The organism is Kitasatospora albolonga (genome assembly GCF_039535905.1).
GTDB classification, from domain to species: domain Bacteria; phylum Actinomycetota; class Actinomycetes; order Streptomycetales; family Streptomycetaceae; genus Kitasatospora; species Kitasatospora albolonga.
Window position 1 is genome coordinate 151666 of record NZ_BAAAYB010000120.1, and the last position, 16934, is coordinate 168599.

Genomic DNA, 16934 nt, shown 5'->3' on the forward strand with positions numbered 1-16934 from the left:
GACTTCGGCGAACTGGACCTGCACCGAGCCGGATTCGCCGAGGGAGCTTCACCGATGACCGAGACCACGCCCGCCGGGCCCAGCCGCCGCACCCTGCTCTGCGGTGCGGTGCTCGCAGCCGGGGGAGCGGCCGCCGTGACGGCCTGCGGCTCCTCCGCCGCGGAGCAGCCGGCCGCGGCCGGGCCGGTGCAGGTCGGCGCGGTGGCCGACGTCCCGGTGGGCGGCGGCAAGGTCTACCGCGAGCAGAAGATCGTGGTCACCCAGCCGGTCGAGGGCCAGTACAGGGCCTTCAGCGCCAAGTGCACCCACGCCGGCTGCGTGGTGGACGAGGTCAAGGAGGGCACCGTCAACTGCCCGTGCCACTACAGCAAGTTCGCGATCGCCGACGGTGCGGTCAAGGACGGTCCGGCGCCCAGCCCGCTGCCGCAGTACCAGGTCGCGGTCAAGGACGGGGCCTTCCAGGTCACCAAGTGACCGGAGGCGTTCGGGGCCCGGCCGCGCCGTTGGGGAGGCGTGGCCGGGCCGCTCCGCTGTCCGTACCCCCGTACCGGGCAGCGGCGACAGGGACGATCCTGCGGGGTCGGCGGGGGCACTGACCAGGGGTTTCGGGGGAGGCTTAAAGGTGCTGCGTATCCATCTGACGGCGGATGACCTGGCGCGCGTGCGGGTGGCGCCCACCATGGGCCCGCTGGCGGAGACCTTCCACGGGCTGGCCAAGCTCACCGGGGCCACCAGCTGTGCCCAGTTCCGGCCCTGGCGGCGGCAGTTCGGCGGGCAGCTGGCCGAGGAGCTGCGGCCGCTGGCCTCGTTGGTGAACGGCCCCGGGCCCCGGCTGGACCTCGGGGCGCTCACCGGCAGCGACCCCTCGGTGGAGGCCGGCATCGAGCGGCTGCTCGGCGCCCCGGACGAACTGGTCCGGCTGGAACTCGGGCACGTCGCCACCCCGCAGGCCGACCCGCGGTGGGTCCGCGCCCTGCTGGAGGGCGACCTGGGCGCCCGTCAGCGGCTGGCCGACTCGCTGCGGGCCACCCACGACGCCACCGTCGGCCCGTACTGGGGCCGGATCCGCGCCCACCTGGACGCCGTCCGGGCCGACCTGGCCCGCACCCTGCTGGACGGCGGCGTGGAGCAGTTGCTCGACACCTTCTGCTCCCCCCTCATCCGCTGGCGCGCCCCCGTCCTGGAGGTCACCTACCCGAGGAGCCTGGACATCCCGCTGGGCGGCCGCGGGCTGGTGCTGGCGCCGATGGTCTTCCTGGCGGACCCGCCGGTGCTGCTGACCGACACCACGGACCCGGACGCGCCCCACGTGCTGGCCTTCCCGACGGTGCGGGACCCGCTGACCGGGGCGGGCCTGTTCAGCCCGGACCCGACGGCCCGGCACTCCCTCACCGCACTGCTCGGCCGCACCCGGGCCGCGGCGCTGGACGTGGTGACGGACGGCTGCACCACCACCGAACTGGCCCGCCGCCTCAACGTCTCGCCGGCCTCGGCCAGCCAGCACGCGACGGTGCTGCGCAACGCCAACCTGATCACCACGCAGCGCCGGGGCGGGGCGGTGCTGCACACGATCACGCCGCTGGGGGCGGACCTGCTGAACCGCACGGGGGCCTGAGGCGTCCGGGGGACGTCGACCACGCGCACCGGTGGCGCCCCCGTACAGGTGACAGGCCGTCAATCCTTTAACGAGCCCGGCTACAACCTGACCGTCCCGCGGCGAGCGTGACCGCCCTCACACTGGGCGGGCCCATCCCCCCCTCGCCCCACCGGGAGTTCACCGTGTCCGCAGTCGAGCAACAGGCGCCGCCCACCGTGCAGCGGCTCAGAGCCAATTCGGTGGGCCTGGCAGGTGTGGTCTTCATGGCGCTGGCCACCGCCGCGCCGATCACGGCGATGACCGGCAACCTCCCGGTGGTGGTCGGCGGCGGCAACGGCGTGCACGCCCCGGCCGGCTTCCTCTTCGTGACGGTGGTGCTGACCGTCTTCACCGTCGGGTACGTGGCGATGGCCCGGCACATCACCACCGCCGGGGCGTTCTACGGCTTCGTCTCGCACGGGCTCGGCCGGATCGCCGGGATGGCCTCCGGGCTGCTCGCGGTGCTGGCCTACGTGGTCTTCGAGGCCTCCATCGTCGGCATCTTCGCCTACTTCGGGCAGCAGACCGTCGAGGCCCAGTTCGGTATCGAACTCCCTTGGCAGGTCTACGCGCTGGCGATGCTGGCGGTCACCGCGCTGCTCTCCTACTTCGACCTGGAGGTGGCCTCCAAGCTGCTCGGGGTGTTCCTGGTCGGCGAGGTGCTGATGCTGGTGCTGCTGGCCGCCTCGATCCTGCTGCACGGCGGCGGCCCGTCCGGGCTGCACCTCGGCACCCTCAACCCGACCGGTGCCTTCGCCGGGGTGAACGCGGGCGTCGGCCTGTTCTTCTGCTTCTGGTCCTGGATCGGCTTCGAGTCCACCGCGATGTACGGCGAGGAGTCCCGCGACCCGCGCCGGATCATCCCGCGCGCCACCCTGGTCGCGGTGCTGGCGCTCGGCGTGCTGTACACCTTCGTCACCTGGATGGTGCTGGCCGCCGACACCCCGGAGGCCGCCGTCGGCCTGGCCACCTCCAGCGGCCCGCTGGACCTGTTTCTGGCTCCGGCCCGTACCTACCTGGGGAGTTGGGCCGTCACCGCGTTCCAGTGGTTGATGGTGACCAGCGCCTTCGCCTGCGGCATGGCCTTCCACCAGTGCGCCTCGCGCTACCTCTACGCGATCGGCCGGGAGGGCTTCCTGCACCCGGCGCTGGGTCGCACCCACCCGAAGCACAACTCGCCGTACGTCGCCTCCTTCACCCAGACCGCGATCGCGCTGGCCGTGGTCGCCGGCTTCTGGATCGCCGGACAGGACCCGTACGCCGGGCTCTACACCCTGATGGCCATCCTCGGCACGCTGGCGCTGCTGGTGGTGCAGACGCTCTGCTCCTTCGCCGTGATCGCCTACTTCCGCCGCAACCACCCCGAGAGCCGGCACTGGTTCCGCACCTTCACCGCCCCGCTGCTCGGCGGGCTGGGCATGCTCGCCGCGATCGGCCTGCTGGTGGCGAACCTGGACACCGCCGCCGGGGCCGCCTCGCAGACCCTGCTCTTCAAGCTGATCCCGTGGATCGTCGGCGCCGTCTTCCTCGGCGGCCTGGGCCTGGCGCTGTACATGCGGGCCAGGCACCCGGCCAAGTACGAGGTGATGGGCCGCCTGGTGGTCGAGGACGCCCAGGAGCGCACCGCGGGCGAGCCCGTCACGGTCTGACCCGCCGTCACCACCCGCCCGGGCCGCCCCCACGGCCCGGGCACCCCCCACACCCCGTCAGGAGGCACCCCCACATGGCCCGCACTCCGTACGCCCGCCTGCTCCGCTCCGCCCTCGCCGACCGCGCCGCCGCCGAGCGGCTGCGGCTGCCCGCCGACGAGTACGCCGGTTTCCGCGACGAGGCCCTGGCCGAGCCCGACGGCCCCTCCCGCCGCGCCCTGCTGGCCCGCGCCGCCGCGCTCGGCCTGGGCGCGGCCGGGATCGCCGTCGCGCCGAAGGCCCGGGCGGCCACCGTCGCCGACACGGCCAAGTACAAGGGCACCCCGCCCCGGATCGCGATCGTCGGCGCCGGGATCTCCGGGCTGAACGCCGCCCTCACGCTGGCCGACAAGGGCATCCCGGCCACCGTCTACGAGGCGGAGACGGCCCGGGTCGGCGGCCGGATGTACTCCAAGACCGACTGGGCCGGCGGCCAGGTCTCCGAGTACGGCGCCGAGTTGATCGACACCGGGCACCACGAGATGCTCCGGCTCTGCCGGCGCTTCGGCCTGGCCACCACCTCGATCCGGCACTTCTCGGACGGCGAGCAGACCCTGCAGTTCCAGGGCGGCTACTACCCGAGGGAGACCGCCAACGCCGAGTTCAAGCAGATCTGGCAGACCGTCAAGGCCGACATCCAGGCCGGCGGCTCCGCGCCGACCTGGGCCGACCACAACCAGGCCGCCGTGGCCCTGGACCGGATGTCGGTGCGGGAGTGGATCGAGACCAGGGTCCCCGGCGGCACCTCCAGCCGCCTGGGCGCCCTGCTGGACGTCGCCTACGCGGTCGAGTACGGCGCCGACACCACCGCGCAGTCCTCCTACGCGCTGCTGCTGATGCTCTCCTGGCAGGCCAACCCCGGCAGCTTCAACATCTGGGGCGGCAGCGACGAGCGCTACCACGTCACCGGCGGCAACGACCAGGTGCCGAAGGCGATCCGGGCGGCACTCCCGGCCGGCACCGTCCAGCCCGGGCACACCCTGCTCGCCGTCACCCGGAACGCGGACGGCAGCCAGACCCTCACCTTCGAGCTGGACGGCGGCGGTACGAAGACCGTCACCGCCGACCACACGATCCTGGCCCTGCCGCTGCCGGTGCTCCAGCAGCGCGTCGACCTCGCCGGGGCCGGTCTCGACCCGCTGATGAAGCGGGTGCTCACCGACATGACCATGGGCTACTGCACCAAGCTCAACATGCAGACCAGCAGCCGCCCGTGGACCGGCACCGGCCCCTGGCCCGGGGTGTCCAGCGGCGAGTGCTTCAGCGACCAGCCCTTCCAGCAGGCCTGGGACGTGACGAAGGGTCAGCCCGGATCCGGCGGCATCCTGGTCCAGTACCACGGCGGCACCCCGGCCCGGGCCCTCGCCCCGGGCGCCCCCTTCACCGACGCCGGCACCGCCTACACCCGGGCCATGGCCACCGACCGACTCACCCAGATCGACCGGCTCTGGCCCGGCACCAAGGCCGCCTGGACCGGGAAGGCCACCCTCTCTGCCTGGCACCTCAACCCCACCACGCTGGGCGCCTACTCCTGCTGGCCGGTCGGCTACCTCACCACCTGCGCCGGCTACGAGGGCACCGCCCAGGGCCGCCTGCACCTCGCCGGCGAGCACACCTCGTACGACTTCCAGGGCTACATGGAGGGCGGTGCCACCGAAGGCGTCCGCGCCGCGCAGGAGGTGCTCACCGCGATCGGGGCCTGAGAGGGCCCGTAGCTGACGGACAGTGCCCCGGGGTGTCCGTCCGGGTCGGTACGGTAGGGGACTATGGCAGACCCCTCCACGTACCGGCCCGCTCCCGGGGCCATTCCGACCTCGCCCGGCGTGTACAAGTTCCGTGACGGGCACGGCCGGGTCATCTACGTGGGGAAGGCCAAGAGCCTGCGGCCCCGGCTCTCCTCGTACTTCCAGGACGTGGCCAACCTGCACCCCCGCACCGCGACGATGGTCACCACGGCCGCCTCGGTGGAGTGGACGGTGGTGGCCACCGAGGTCGAGGCGCTGCAGCTGGAGTACTCCTGGATCAAGGAGTTCGACCCCCGGTTCAACGTCAAGTACCGGGACGACAAGAGCTATCCGGAGCTCGCGGTCACCCTCAACGAGCAGTTCCCGCGGGTCCAGGTGATGCGCGGGGCGCACAAGAAGGGCGTGCGGTACTTCGGGCCCTACGGCCACGCCTGGGCGATCCGCGAGACGGTCGACCTGATGCTCCGGGTCTTCCCGGTGCGGACGTGTTCCAACGGGGTGTTCAAGCGCGCCCAGCAGATCGGCCGCCCCTGTCTGCTCGGCTACATCGGCAAGTGCGCGGCCCCCTGCGTGGGCCGGATCTCCGCCGAGGACCACGCCGAACTGGCCGAGGAGTTCTGCGACTTCATGGCCGGCCGGACGGGCAACCACCTGCGCCGGCTGGAGCAGGAGATGCAGCAGGCCGCCGCCGCGATGGAGTACGAGAAGGCCGCCCGGCTGCGCGACGACCTCGGCGCGCTCAGGCGCGCGATGGAGAAGAACGCGGTGGTGCTCGCCGACGGCACCGACGCCGACCTGCTGGCGCTGGCCGAGGACGAGCTGGAGGCCGCCGTCCAGATCTTCCACGTCCGCGGCGGCCGGGTCCGCGGCCAGCGCGGCTGGGTCACCGACAAGGTCGAGGACGTGGACACCGCCGGCCTGGTGGAGCACGCGCTCCAGCAGCTCTACGGCGGCGGCTCCGAGACCGTGCCGCGCGAGGTGCTGGTGCCCGCGCTGCCCGATCCGGTCGGGCCGGTGCAGGAGTGGCTGACCGGCCTGCGCGGCGCCCAGGTGGACCTGCGGGTGCCCCAGCGCGGGGACAAGAAGGACCTGATGGCCACCGTGCAGAAGAACGCCCAGCAGTCGCTGGTGCTGCACAAGACCAAGCGCGCCTCGGACCTGACGACCCGTAGCCGGGCGCTCCAGGAGATCTCCGAGGCGCTGGAGCTGGAGTCGGTGCCGCTGCGCATCGAGTGCTTCGACATCTCCCACCTCCAGGGCCAGGACGTGGTCGCCTCGATGGTGGTCTTCGAGGACGGGCTGGCCCGCAAGAGCGAGTACCGGCGCTTCCAGATCAAGGGCTTCGAGGGGCAGGACGACGTCCGCTCCATGCACGAGGTGATCACCCGCCGGTTCCGCCGCTACCTCCAGGAGCGCGAGCAGACGGGGGAGTGGGCGGTGCCCGAGGAGGAGGAGCCCGCGGCCGGCCCGCGCACCGAGGACGGCCGCCCCAAGCGCTTCGCCTACCCGCCGCAGCTGGTGGTGGTCGACGGCGGGCAGCCCCAGGTCGCCGCCGCCCAGCGGGCGTTGGACGAGCTGGGCATCGACGACGTGGCGGTCTGCGGGCTGGCCAAGCGGCTGGAGGAGGTCTGGCTGCCCGGCGAGGCCGACCCGGTCGTGCTGCCGCGCTCCAGCGAGGGCCTCTACCTGCTCCAGCGGGTCCGCGACGAGGCGCACCGCTTCGCGATCGCCTACCAGCGGGGCAAGCGCGCCAAGCGGCTCACGGCGGGGGAGCTGGACTCCGTCCCCGGCCTCGGCGAGACTCGCCGCCAGGCGCTGCTCAAGCACTTCGGCTCGTTGAAGAAGCTGCGGGCCGCCACCGTGGAGGAGATCTGCGAGGTGCCGGGCATCGGCAGGCGCACGGCGGAGACTGTTGTGGCGGCGTTGGCCGTCCGTACACCCGCCGCTCCGGCGGTGAACACCGCCACCGGCGAGATCATTGACGACAGCATGGACGACGACAGCAGGTTCGGCAGTACCGAGAGCGGGGACCAGAAGTGACTGCGGCAGACCACGGGGGCACCACCCAGAAGACGGGTGGCGGAGAGAACTCCCCCGAGCTGGTGATCATCTCCGGCATGTCCGGAGCGGGGCGGAGCACCGCCGCCAAGTGCCTGGAGGACCTGGGCTGGTTCGTGGTGGACAACCTCCCGCCGGCCCTGATCCCGACCATGGTGGACCTCGGCGCCCGCTCCCAGGGCGCGGTGCCCCGGATCGGCGTGGTGGTGGACGTCCGCGGGCGCAAGTTCTTCGACGACCTGCTCACCTCGCTGGAGGAGCTGGAGAAGCGCGGGGTCCGGCTCCGGGTGGTCTTCCTGGAGTCCTCCGAGGACGCTCTGGTGCGCCGCTTCGAGTCGGTCCGCCGCCCGCACCCGCTGCAGGCGGACGGGCGGATCGTGGACGGCATCGAGCGCGAGCGTGACCTGCTGCGCGAGCTGCGCGGCGAGGCCGACCTGGTGATCGACACCTCCGACCTGAACGTCCATCAGCTCCGGGCCAAGCTCGACGCCCAGTTCGCCGACCACGACGAGCCCGAGCTGCGCGCCACCGTGATGTCCTTCGGCTTCAAGTACGGCCTGCCGGTCGACGCCGACCTGGTGGTGGACTGCCGCTTCCTGCCCAATCCGCACTGGGTCCCCGAGCTGCGGGCCCGCACCGGCACCGACCCGGACGTGGCCGACTACGTCTTCCAGCAGCCGGGGTCGAACGAGTTCCTCAACGGCTACGCCGAGCTCCTCAAGATCGTCACGGAGGGCTACCGCCGGGAGGGCAAGCGGTACATGACCCTTGCCGTAGGCTGCACCGGTGGGAAGCATCGCAGCGTGGCGATGTCCGAGCGTCTGACGAAGCGTCTGATCGCGGACGGCGTCGAGACGGTGCTGGTCCACCGCGACATGGGCAGGGAGTGACCACCGGCGTCCTGGGCACAGGGGTTCCCACCACCGGGGAGTGACGGATCCGGCCCCGCTGTCGCTCGTACAGGCATGGCGGAACGACGGACTGGGGTCGGCGTGGCAGTGGTGGGTCACTCGGTGGCGGGGCAGGCACCGGCGCGGCAGCGGCGTGCGCCCAGAATCACCGCGCTCGGCGGCGGTCAGGGGTTGTCCGCCTCGCTCTCCGCGCTGCGCCGGCTCACCACCGAGCTGACCGCCGTGGTCACCGTCGCCGACGACGGCGGCTCCAGCGGCCGGCTCCGGGCCGAGCTGGGCGTGCTCCCGCCGGGCGACCTGCGCAAGGCGCTGGCCGCGCTCTGCGGGGACGACGAGTGGGGCCGGACCTGGTCCGAGGTGATCCAGCAGCGCTTCACCGGCGACGGCGAACTCGGCGGCCACGCGGTCGGCAACCTGCTGATCGTCGCCCTCTGGGAGAAGCTCGGCGATCCGGTGGCCGCCCTGGACTGGGTCGGCAAGCTGCTCAACGTGCAGGGCCGGGTGCTGCCGATGTCGGCGGTGCCGCTGGACATCGAGGCCGAGGTGCGCGGGCACGACCCGGCCCGCCCGGCCGAGCTGACCGCCGTCCGCGGCCAGGCCCACGTGGCCGTCACCCCCGGCACGGTGCAGTCGATCCGGCTGCTGCCGGAGGAGCCCCCGGCCGTCCCGGAGGCGGTCAAGGCGGTGCTGGACGCGGACTGGGTGGTGCTCGGCCCCGGCTCCTGGTTCACCAGCGTGCTGCCGCACCTGCTGGTCCCCGAGCTGGCCGCGGCCCTCGCCGACACCCGGGCCCGCCGCCTGCTCACCCTCAACCTGGCCCCGCAGCCCGGCGAGACCGAGGGCTTCACCCCGCAGCGCCACCTGGAGGTGTTCGCCGACCACGCTCCGGGGCTCTCGGTGGATGCGATCCTTGTCGACGAGCGCGCCGTCACCGGTGGCGCCTTCGGCCAGGCGGACCTGGCCGGACTGGAGAAGGCCGCCGGACGGATGGGTGCCGCACTGGTGCTCGACCGGGTCGCCGCCGCGGACGGCACGCCGCGACACGACCGGGAGCTGTTGGCGGCTGCGTACGACCGGATTTTCCGGACACATGGAAGGATCGGCCCATGGCGATGACGGCAGCGGTCAAGGACGAAATCAGCCGGCTCCCCGTCACCCGGGCCTGCTGCCGCAAGGCAGAGGTCTCGGCGATCCTCCGGTTCGCGGGCGGTCTGCACATTGTGAGCGGCCGGATCGTGATCGAGGCGGAGCTGGACACCGGCATTGCGGCCCGCAGGCTGCGCAAGGACCTGTTGGAGATCTTCGGACACTCCTCGGACCTGGTGGTGATGGCCCCCGGCGGGCTGCGCCGCGGCAGCCGGTACGTGGTGCGGGTGGTCAAGGACGGCGAGTTGCTGGCCCGGCAGACCGGGCTGGTGGACGGGCGCGGGCGCCCGATCCGGGGTCTCCCCCCGGCGGTGGTCTCGGGCGCGACCTGTGACGCGGAGGCGGCCTGGCGCGGTGCCTTCCTGGCGCACGGCTCGCTGACCGAGCCGGGCCGCTCCTCCTCCCTGGAGATCACCTGCCCCGGCTCCGAGGCGGCGCTGGCCCTGGTCGGCGCGGCCCGCCGGCTGGGCATCCCGGCCAAGGCCCGCGAGGTGCGCGGGGTGGACCGGGTGGTGATCCGGGACGGCGACGCGATCGGCGCGCTGCTCACCCGGCTCGGCGCGCACGAGTCGGTGCTGGCCTGGGAGGAGCGCCGGATGCGGCGCGAGGTGCGCGCCACCGCCAACCGGCTGGCCAACTTCGACGACGCCAACCTGCGCCGCTCGGCCCGGGCCGCGGTGGCGGCCGGCGCCCGGGTGCAGCGGGCGCTGGAGATCCTCGGCGAGGAGGTGCCCGAGCACCTGGCGGCCGCCGGCCAGCTGCGGATGCAGCACAAGCAGGCCTCGCTGGAGGAGCTCGGCGCGCTCGCCGACCCGCCGCTCACCAAGGACGCGGTGGCCGGCCGGATCCGCCGGCTGCTGGCGATGGCCGACAAGCGCGCCTCCGAGCTCGGCCTGCCGAGCACCGAGGCCAGCCTCACCGACGAGATGGCGATGAACTGACGGGTCGGGCACGAACTGACGGAGCCTCAGCGGGCCCACCCACCGAACGGCCGGTGTCCACATCGTGGACACCGGCCTTCGTGTCACCCGACGCCCCGTCAGGTGCCCGGAGGCCGGGCCCAACTGCCCTGCGGGGCCGGGACGTAGGCCCTGACAAGGTCCCGGAGGCCCGTCAGGGCAGGCCTGCGGCGGTGAGGCGATGTGCCCAGGCAGGCCCCGGAGGGGTAGGGTCATAGGTGGTCGGGGACATCCCATTTCCATCGCGTCGGGCAACCGACGTACCCACTAAGGAGATCGGTTCGTGACGATCCGGGTAGGCATCAATGGATTCGGCCGCATTGGCCGTAACTTCTTCCGCGCGGTTAAGTCCCAGGGCGCGGACATCGAGATCGTCGGCGTGAACGACCTGACCGACACCAAGACCCTGGCGCACCTCCTCAAGTACGACTCGATCCTCGGAACCCTCCAGGCCGAGGTGTCGCACACCGCCGACAGCATCACCGTCGACGGCCACACCTTCAAGGTGATCGCCGAGCGCGACCCGGCGAACCTGCCGTGGGGCGAGCTGGGCGTGGACATCGTCATCGAGTCCACCGGCATCTTCACCAAGGCGGACGCTGCGAAGAAGCACGTCACCGCCGGTGCGAAGAAGGTCATCATCTCGGCGCCGGCGACGGACGAGGACGTCACCATCGTGATGGGCGTCAACGACGAGAAGTACGACGCCGCGAAGCACACCGTGATCTCCAACGCCTCGTGCACCACCAACTGCGTGGCGCCGATCGCGAAGGTGCTCCAGGAGAACTTCGGCATCGTCAAGGGTCTGATGACCACGGTGCACGCGTTCACCAACGACCAGGTGACGCTGGACTTCCCGCACAAGGACCTGCGTCGTGCGCGCGCGGCGTCCATCAACATCATCCCGACCTCGACGGGCGCCGCCAAGGCCACCGCCCTGGTCCTCCCCGAGCTCAAGGGCAAGCTGGACGGCACCTCGCTGCGCGTCCCGGTCCCGACCGGCTCGATCACCGACCTCGTGGTGACCCTCGAGCGCGAGGTCACCGTGGCGGAGGTCAACGAGGCCTTCCAGAAGGCCTCCGAGGGCTCCCTCAAGGGCATCCTGCAGTACACCGAGGACCCGATCGTCTCCTCCGACATCGTGAACTCGCCGTTCTCCACGATCTTCGACTCGCTGATGACCATGGTCCAGGGCAACCAGGTCAAGGTCTTCGGCTGGTACGACAACGAGTGGGGTTACTCGAACCGCCTGGTCAACCTCACCACCCTCGTCGGTGGCCAGCTCTGATCCAGCGGAAGCTGATGTGATGTGAGCAGGAGCCCGGACGCCCCGCGTTCGGGCCCCTGCTCTGCGTCTCGAACCCGGGTCGGGACCCCCGGGTAGCCACTGCCGAGCGGTCCGCCGTCGTGCCGCTTCCACCTCCTCTTCCCAGGAGATCCGTCCACCGTGAAGAAGATCGAAGACCTCCAGGTCAACGGCCAGCGGGTGTTCGTCCGCGCCGACCTCAACGTGCCGCTGTCCAACGGCGCCATCACCGACGACGGCCGCATCCGCGCCGTCGCCCCGACCATCGCCAAGCTGGTCGCGGCCGGTGCCAAGGTGATCGTCGCTTCCCACCTGGGCCGCCCCAAGGGCGAGCCCGACCCGCAGTTCTCGCTCGCCCCGGTCGCCGTGCGACTCGGCGAGATCCTCGGCCGGCCGGTGTCCTTCGCCGCCGACACCGTGGGCGAGAGCGCGAAGGCCACCGTCGCCGCCCTGGGCGACGGCGAGGTCACGCTGCTGGAGAACCTGCGCTTCAACGCCGGCGAGACCGCGAAGGACGACGCCGAGCGCGGTGCCTTCGCCGACGAACTGGCCGCCCTGGCCGACCTCTACGTGGGCGACGGCTTCGGTGCGGTGCACCGCAAGCACGCCTCGGTGTACGACCTGCCCAAGCGCCTGCCGCACGCGGTCGGCGACCTGATTGCCACCGAGGTCGGCGTGCTCAAGCGCCTGACCGAGGAGGTGGAGCGCCCGTACGTGGTGGTGCTCGGCGGCTCCAAGGTCTCCGACAAGGTCGGCGTCATCGACAACCTGCTCGGCAAGGCCGACCGCATCCTGATCGGCGGCGGCATGGCGTACACCTTCCTCGCGGCCAAGGGCCACGAGGTCGGCATCTCGCTGCTGCAGAAGGACCAGATCCCCACCGTGCTGGAGTACCTCAAGCGCGGCGAGGAGACCGGCGTCGAGTTCGTGATCCCGGTCGACGTGGCGATCTCCGCCAGCTTCCCGGACACCAAGACCCACGCCCCGGTCGAGGACTTCGAGATCGTCGACGCGGACAAGATCCCCGCCGACAAGGAGGGCCTGGACATCGGCCCGAAGACCCAGCGGCTCTTCGCCGAGAAGCTGGCCGACGCGAAGACCGTGTTCTGGAACGGCCCGGTCGGCGTCTTCGAGCACCCGGCCTTCGCCGAGGGCACCAAGGCCGTCGCGCAGGCGCTGCTGGACAGTGACGCGTTCACCGTGGTCGGTGGTGGCGACTCCGCCGCCGCCGTCCGCATCCTGGGCTTCGACGAGAACGAGTTCGGGCACATTTCGACCGGCGGTGGCGCCAGCCTCGAGTACCTGGAGGGCAAGACCCTCCCCGGTCTCGCCGCCCTGGAGGACTGAGACATGACGGACCGTCTCCCGCTGATGGCGGGCAACTGGAAGATGAACCTCGACCACTTCGAGGCCATCCGCCACACCCAGGCGCTGGCGTTCTCGCTGGCCGACAAGGACTACGAGGCCGTCGAGGTCGCCGTCCTGGTCCCCTTCACCGACCTGCGCTCCGTGCAGACCCTGGTGGACGGCGACAAGCTGAAGCTCAAGTACGGTGCCCAGGACCTCTCGGCGCACGACTCCGGTGCCTACACCGGTGAGATCTCCGGCCCGATGCTCTCCAAGCTCAAGTGCACCTTCGTGGCCATCGGCCACTCGGAGCGCCGCCAGTACCACGGCGAGAACGAGGAGATCGTCAACGCCAAGGTCAAGGCCGCCTACCGGAACGGGGTCACCCCGATCCTGTGCGTCGGCGAGCCGCTGGACATCCGCAAGGCCGGCACCCACGTCGAGTACACCCTGGCCCAGCTGGACGGTGCGCTCGACGGCGTCCCGGCTTCCGACGCCGAGTCGATCGTGGTCGCGTACGAGCCGGTCTGGGCGATCGGCACCGGCGAGGTGGCCACCCCGGAGGACGCGCAGGAGGTCTGCGCCGCGATCCGGGTCCGCCTGGGCGAGCTGTACTCGGCCGAGCTGGCCGACAAGGTCCGCGTGCTGTACGGCGGTTCGGTCAAGTTCTCGAGCGCGGCCGGCCTGATGGCCAAGCCCGACGTGGACGGTGCGCTGATCGGCGGTGCCTCGCTGGACGCCGACGAGTTCGTCAAGATCGTGCGCTACCGTGAGCAGGCAGTAGGCTAACGCCGCTCCAGCAACGTAGGCTTTGGGGCCGGGACCGCCGTCAGCGGCCCGGCCCCTTCGCCGAAGATACGAGAGATTGGTCCCGCTGTGGTTCTCGGGTTCACGATTGCCCTGATCGTCTTCAGCCTGCTGATGGTCCTCCTGGTGCTGCTGCACAAGGGCAAGGGCGGCGGTCTCTCCGACATGTTCGGTGGTGGCGCGATGTCCACCGGTGGCGGTTCGGCGGTCGCCGAGCGCAACCTCGACCGGATCACCATCATCGTCGGCATCGGCTGGTTCGCCAGCATCGTGGTGCTCGGCCTGGTGCTCAAGTACAAGGGCTGACACCACACTTCGGGTCCCGCGGGTACTGCCGGACTCCTGACGCGGCGTCGCATCGCGGCTTATGCTCGAAAGCGGTGAAGTGCCGGGAGTGGTGCGGACAGATCCTTAACCGCTGCTTACACTAGGACGACTTCGCCACCGGGCGTGGGCGTTCCAGCCCCTTTCCCGGGCAGCGGCCGAGATCGCAACGCACCAGTAAGCCTTCGCAGGGAGTCAGACCGTGGCAAGTGGCAACGCCATCCGTGGCAGCAGAGTCGGTGCCGGCCCGATGGGCGAGGCGGAGCGCGGCGAGTCCGCCCCCCGCAACCGGATCTCCTTCTGGTGTGCGAACAAGCACGAGACCAAGCCGAGCTTCGCTGCGGAGGCGGTCATCCCGGACACCTGGGACTGCCCCCGCTGCGGCTTCCCGGCCGGCCAGGACGAGCACAACCCGCCGGCGCCCTCGCGCAACGAGCCCTACAAGACCCACCTCGCCTACGTCCGCGAGCGTCGCACCGACGCCGACGGCGAGGCGATCCTCGCCGAGGCGCTGGCCAAGCTCCGCGGCGAGATCTGAACGAGCGTCGACCACAGCAGGAACGCAGCAGGGCCCGGCCTCCACGAGGAGACCGGGCCCTGACGCTTGCCCGGGGTCAGGCCGAGGCGGGCGGGTACAGCTGCGGCGGGATCTTCGCCGCGGCCGCCCTGTCCAGCAGCCAGAGGGTGCGGACGGTGCCCTGGGCGGCCGAGGCCGGGGCCAGCAGCTCGCCCGGCCCGGAGAGGGCCAGCGCGACCGCGCCGGCCTTGTCCTCGCCGGCCGCCAGCAGCCAGACCTCGCGGGCCGACCGGATGGCGGGCAGGGTCAGCGAGACCCGGGTGGGCGGGGGCTTGGGCGCGCCCCGGACCCCGACCACGGTCAGCTCGGTCTCCCGCACACCGGGGTGCTCGGGGAAGAGCGAGGCGACGTGGGTGTCCGGGCCGACGCCGAGCAGCAGCACGTCGAACTCGGGCACCTCGCCGCGGCCGGCGGCCTTCGCCAGCTCCTCGGCGTACCGGGCGGCGGCGGACTCCACGTCCGAGCCGTCCGGGCCGTCCGAGGCGGGCATCTCGTGCACCCGGGCCGGGTCGAGCGGCAGCGCGTCGAGCAGCTCGGCCCGGGCCTGGGTGGCGTTGCGCTCCGGATCCCCGGCGGGGAGGTAGCGCTCGTCGCCCCACCAGATGTCCAGCCGGGCCCAGTCCACCGCGTCCCTGGCCGGGGACGCGGCGATGGCGGCCAGCAGCGCGTTGCCGTTGCGGCCGCCGGTGAGCACCACCGAGGCGGTGCCGCGGGCGGCCTGGGCGTCCACGATCCGGGTGATCAACCGGGCCGCGGCCGCCTGCGCCATCAGCTCCTTGTCGCCGTGGACCACCAGTTGGGGAGTGGCGGCCGTGCTCACGAGCCGGCCTTCTTCCGGGTGGCGGTCTTCTTGGCCGGTGCCGCCTTCTTGGCCGGGGCGGCCTTCTTGGCGGTGGCCGTCTTCGCGGTCGGCACCTTCCTCGCGGCCGGCGCCTTCTTCACGGGAGCCGTCGCGGCCGGTGCCTCCTCCTCGACCCGGGCGGTGACCCGGGGCGGGGCGGCGACGGCGGCCTCGACCACCGGAGCAGCCGTCACCTGCTCCGACCTGGGCTCCTTGAGGCGCTCGATCGGCGTCTTCACGGCGGCCGCGTAGATGTCGTCCGGGTCGAGCCGGCGCAGCTCCTCGGCGATCAGCTCGGCCGTCTCCCGCCGCTTCAGGGCGACCTGACGGTCCGGCGCACCGGGCATCGACAGGGTGCCCATCAGGCCGTCCGGGCGGTCCAGGACGATGTCGCCGTCCTCGGTCCGCAGGGTCACCGAGGTGATGCCCGGACCGGCCGTCACCACCCGCTCCACCGGCACCCGCAGACGGGTCGTCAGCCAGAGGCCGAGCAGCTCGACGCTCGGGTTGTACGACTCGCCCTCGACCACCGCGGAGGTGATCGTCACCGGGCGCTGGTCCAGGGCGGCGGCCAGCATGGAGCGCCAGCCGGTGATCCGGGTCCAGGCCAGGTCGGTGTCGCCGGGGGTGTAGCTGGCGGCCCGCTGGGCCAGCTGGCCGACCGGGGACTCGGCGGTGACGGCGTCGGTGATCCGACGCTGGGCCAGCGCGCCGAGCGGGTCCTGGGCGGGGTGCAGCGGGGCGTTCTCCGGCCACCAGACCACCACGGGGGCGTCCGGCAGCAGCAGCGGGAGGACCACCGACTGGGCGTGCGAGGCGAGTTCGCCGTGCATCCGGAGGATGACGGTCTCGCCCGAGCCCGCGTCGGAGCCGACCAGGATCTCGGCGTCCAGCCGGGTCTCGGCCCGGGCGCGCGGGGAGCGGCCGGCCCGCTTGATGACGGCCAGGGTGCGCGAGGGGTGCTCGCGGGAGGCGTCGTTGGCGGCCTTGAGGGCGTCGTACGCGCTGCCCTCGTCGGTGACGATCACCAGCGTGAGGACCATGCCGGCCGCGGTGGAGCCGCTGTCCCGGCGGGCGTCCATCAGGGCCGCGTTGATCTTGCTGGAGGTGGTGTTGGTGAGGTCGGTCTTCATGGCCGGCGCCAGCTCCTGCCGTCTCGTGCGAGCATCTCGTCCGCCTCGGCGGGGCCCCAGGTGCCGGAGGAGTACTGGGCGGGCTTGCCGTGGGTGTCCCAGTACTGCTCGATCGGGTCGAGGATCTGCCAGGAGAGCTCGACCTCCTGGTGGCGCGGGAACAGGTTGGCGTCGCCGAGCAGCACGTCCAGGATGAGCCGCTCGTACGCCTCCGGGCTGGACTCGGTGAAGGACTCGCCGTAGGCGAAGTCCATCGTGACGTCGCGGACCTCGAAGGAGGTGCCCGGCACCTTGGAACCGAACCGCACGGTGACGCCCTCGTCCGGCTGGACCCGGATGACCAGGGCGTTCTGCCCCAGCTCCTCGGTCGCGTAGGAGTCGAACGGCAGGTACGGGGCGCGCTGGAAGACCACCGCGATCTCGGTGACCCGGCGGCCGAGCCGCTTGCCGGTGCGC

Annotated in this window: 15 protein-coding genes and 1 pseudogene; 13 read left to right on the forward strand and 3 right to left on the reverse strand. The window is 72.1% G+C overall.

The window, feature by feature from the left end:
- Positions 1-54: 54 nt before the first annotated feature.
- The 13 genes from ABD946_RS29770 to ABD946_RS29830 all read left to right on the forward strand — a co-directional run bounded on the left by ABD946_RS29770 (position 55) and on the right by ABD946_RS29830 (position 14465).
- Complete coding sequence (locus ABD946_RS29770) at positions 55-474, forward strand: Rieske (2Fe-2S) protein (protein WP_345288646.1); 420 nt, start codon at positions 55-57, stop codon at positions 472-474.
- Between the two features lie 148 nt (positions 475-622).
- Positions 623-1615 carry a winged helix-turn-helix domain-containing protein gene (locus tag ABD946_RS29775; RefSeq protein WP_345288647.1) on the forward strand — a complete coding sequence of 331 codons (993 nt, stop codon included), beginning with the start codon at positions 623-625 and terminating at the stop codon, positions 1613-1615.
- A 245-nt stretch (positions 1616-1860) separates the two neighbouring features.
- Positions 1861-3285, forward strand: coding sequence for an APC family permease (locus tag ABD946_RS29780; protein ID WP_345288665.1), 1425 nt, complete (start codon positions 1861-1863; stop codon positions 3283-3285).
- A 74-nt stretch (positions 3286-3359) separates the two neighbouring features.
- Positions 3360-5027, forward strand: a complete 1668-nt coding sequence (locus ABD946_RS29785) for a flavin monoamine oxidase family protein (RefSeq protein WP_345288649.1) — start codon at positions 3360-3362, stop codon at positions 5025-5027.
- A 63-nt stretch (positions 5028-5090) separates the two neighbouring features.
- Entirely contained in the window at positions 5091-7109 is a 2019-nt protein-coding gene (gene uvrC, locus ABD946_RS29790) for an excinuclease ABC subunit UvrC (RefSeq protein WP_345288650.1), read from the forward strand.
- The gene (rapZ, locus tag ABD946_RS29795; protein WP_345288651.1) at positions 7106-8017 is read left to right on the forward strand and encodes an RNase adapter RapZ; all 912 of its coding nucleotides are present in this window, start codon (positions 7106-7108) and stop codon (positions 8015-8017) included. The genes uvrC and rapZ overlap by 4 nt, the downstream gene beginning before the upstream one ends.
- Before the next feature lie 75 nt (positions 8018-8092).
- Entirely contained in the window at positions 8093-9154 is a 1062-nt protein-coding gene (locus ABD946_RS29800) for a gluconeogenesis factor YvcK family protein (RefSeq protein ID WP_380148997.1), read from the forward strand.
- Positions 9145-10125: a DNA-binding protein WhiA gene (gene whiA, locus ABD946_RS29805; RefSeq protein WP_345288653.1), complete on the forward strand. Its 981-nt coding sequence runs from the start codon at positions 9145-9147 to the stop codon at positions 10123-10125. The genes ABD946_RS29800 and whiA overlap by 10 nt, the downstream gene beginning before the upstream one ends.
- 301 nt (positions 10126-10426) lie before the next feature.
- Complete coding sequence (gene gap, locus ABD946_RS29810) at positions 10427-11431, forward strand: type I glyceraldehyde-3-phosphate dehydrogenase (protein WP_345288654.1); 1005 nt, start codon at positions 10427-10429, stop codon at positions 11429-11431.
- Between the two features lie 159 nt (positions 11432-11590).
- Entirely contained in the window at positions 11591-12796 is a 1206-nt protein-coding gene (locus ABD946_RS29815) for a phosphoglycerate kinase (protein ID WP_345288655.1), read from the forward strand.
- 3 nt (positions 12797-12799) lie between these two features.
- A complete protein-coding gene (gene tpiA, locus ABD946_RS29820) occupies positions 12800-13585 on the forward strand; it encodes a triose-phosphate isomerase (protein WP_345288656.1) in 786 nt (261 codons plus the stop codon).
- An 87-nt stretch (positions 13586-13672) separates the two neighbouring features.
- Positions 13673-13909: a preprotein translocase subunit SecG gene (gene secG, locus ABD946_RS29825; protein WP_345288657.1), complete on the forward strand. Its 237-nt coding sequence runs from the start codon at positions 13673-13675 to the stop codon at positions 13907-13909.
- A 220-nt stretch (positions 13910-14129) separates the two neighbouring features.
- Positions 14130-14465 (forward strand): RNA polymerase-binding protein RbpA, encoded by a 336-nt coding sequence (locus tag ABD946_RS29830; protein ID WP_082598926.1) that lies wholly within the window; start codon positions 14130-14132, stop codon positions 14463-14465.
- A 76-nt stretch (positions 14466-14541) separates the two neighbouring features.
- On the opposite strand, the gene pgl is transcribed toward ABD946_RS29830, so the two are convergent.
- The 3 genes and pseudogenes from pgl to ABD946_RS29845 all read right to left on the reverse strand — a co-directional run.
- Positions 14542-15273, reverse strand: a complete 732-nt coding sequence (gene pgl / locus ABD946_RS29835) for a 6-phosphogluconolactonase (protein WP_380149098.1) — start codon at positions 15271-15273, stop codon at positions 14542-14544.
- 47 nt (positions 15274-15320) lie between these two features.
- Positions 15321-16478, reverse strand: coding sequence for a glucose-6-phosphate dehydrogenase assembly protein OpcA (opcA, locus tag ABD946_RS29840; RefSeq protein ID WP_345288660.1), 1158 nt, complete (start codon positions 16476-16478; stop codon positions 15321-15323).
- A pseudogene (locus tag ABD946_RS29845) lies at positions 16475-16934 on the reverse strand (glucose-6-phosphate dehydrogenase); the annotation flags it as partial. The gene opcA and the pseudogene ABD946_RS29845, both read right to left, overlap by 4 nt.

Bases quoted from the DNA above. Each gene is read 5' to 3' on its own strand.
- ABD946_RS29770 (WP_345288646.1), top strand. From the start codon at position 55: ATGACCGAGACCACGCCCGCCGGGCCCAGCCGCCGCACCCTGCTCTGC.
- ABD946_RS29780 (WP_345288665.1), top strand. From the start codon at position 1,861: ATGGCGCTGGCCACCGCCGCGCCGATCACGGCGATGACCGGCAACCTC.
- ABD946_RS29785 (WP_345288649.1), top strand. From the start codon at position 3,360: ATGGCCCGCACTCCGTACGCCCGCCTGCTCCGCTCCGCCCTCGCCGAC.
- uvrC (WP_345288650.1), top strand. From the start codon at position 5,091: ATGGCAGACCCCTCCACGTACCGGCCCGCTCCCGGGGCCATTCCGACC.
- ABD946_RS29800 (WP_380148997.1), top strand. From the start codon at position 8,093: ATGGCGGAACGACGGACTGGGGTCGGCGTGGCAGTGGTGGGTCACTCG.
- whiA (WP_345288653.1), top strand. From the start codon at position 9,145: ATGGCGATGACGGCAGCGGTCAAGGACGAAATCAGCCGGCTCCCCGTC.
- tpiA (WP_345288656.1), top strand. From the start codon at position 12,800: ATGACGGACCGTCTCCCGCTGATGGCGGGCAACTGGAAGATGAACCTC.
- pgl (WP_380149098.1), bottom strand. From the start codon at position 15,273: ATGGCGCAGGCGGCCGCGGCCCGGTTGATCACCCGGATCGTGGACGCC.
- opcA (WP_345288660.1), bottom strand. From the start codon at position 16,478: ATGAAGACCGACCTCACCAACACCACCTCCAGCAAGATCAACGCGGCC.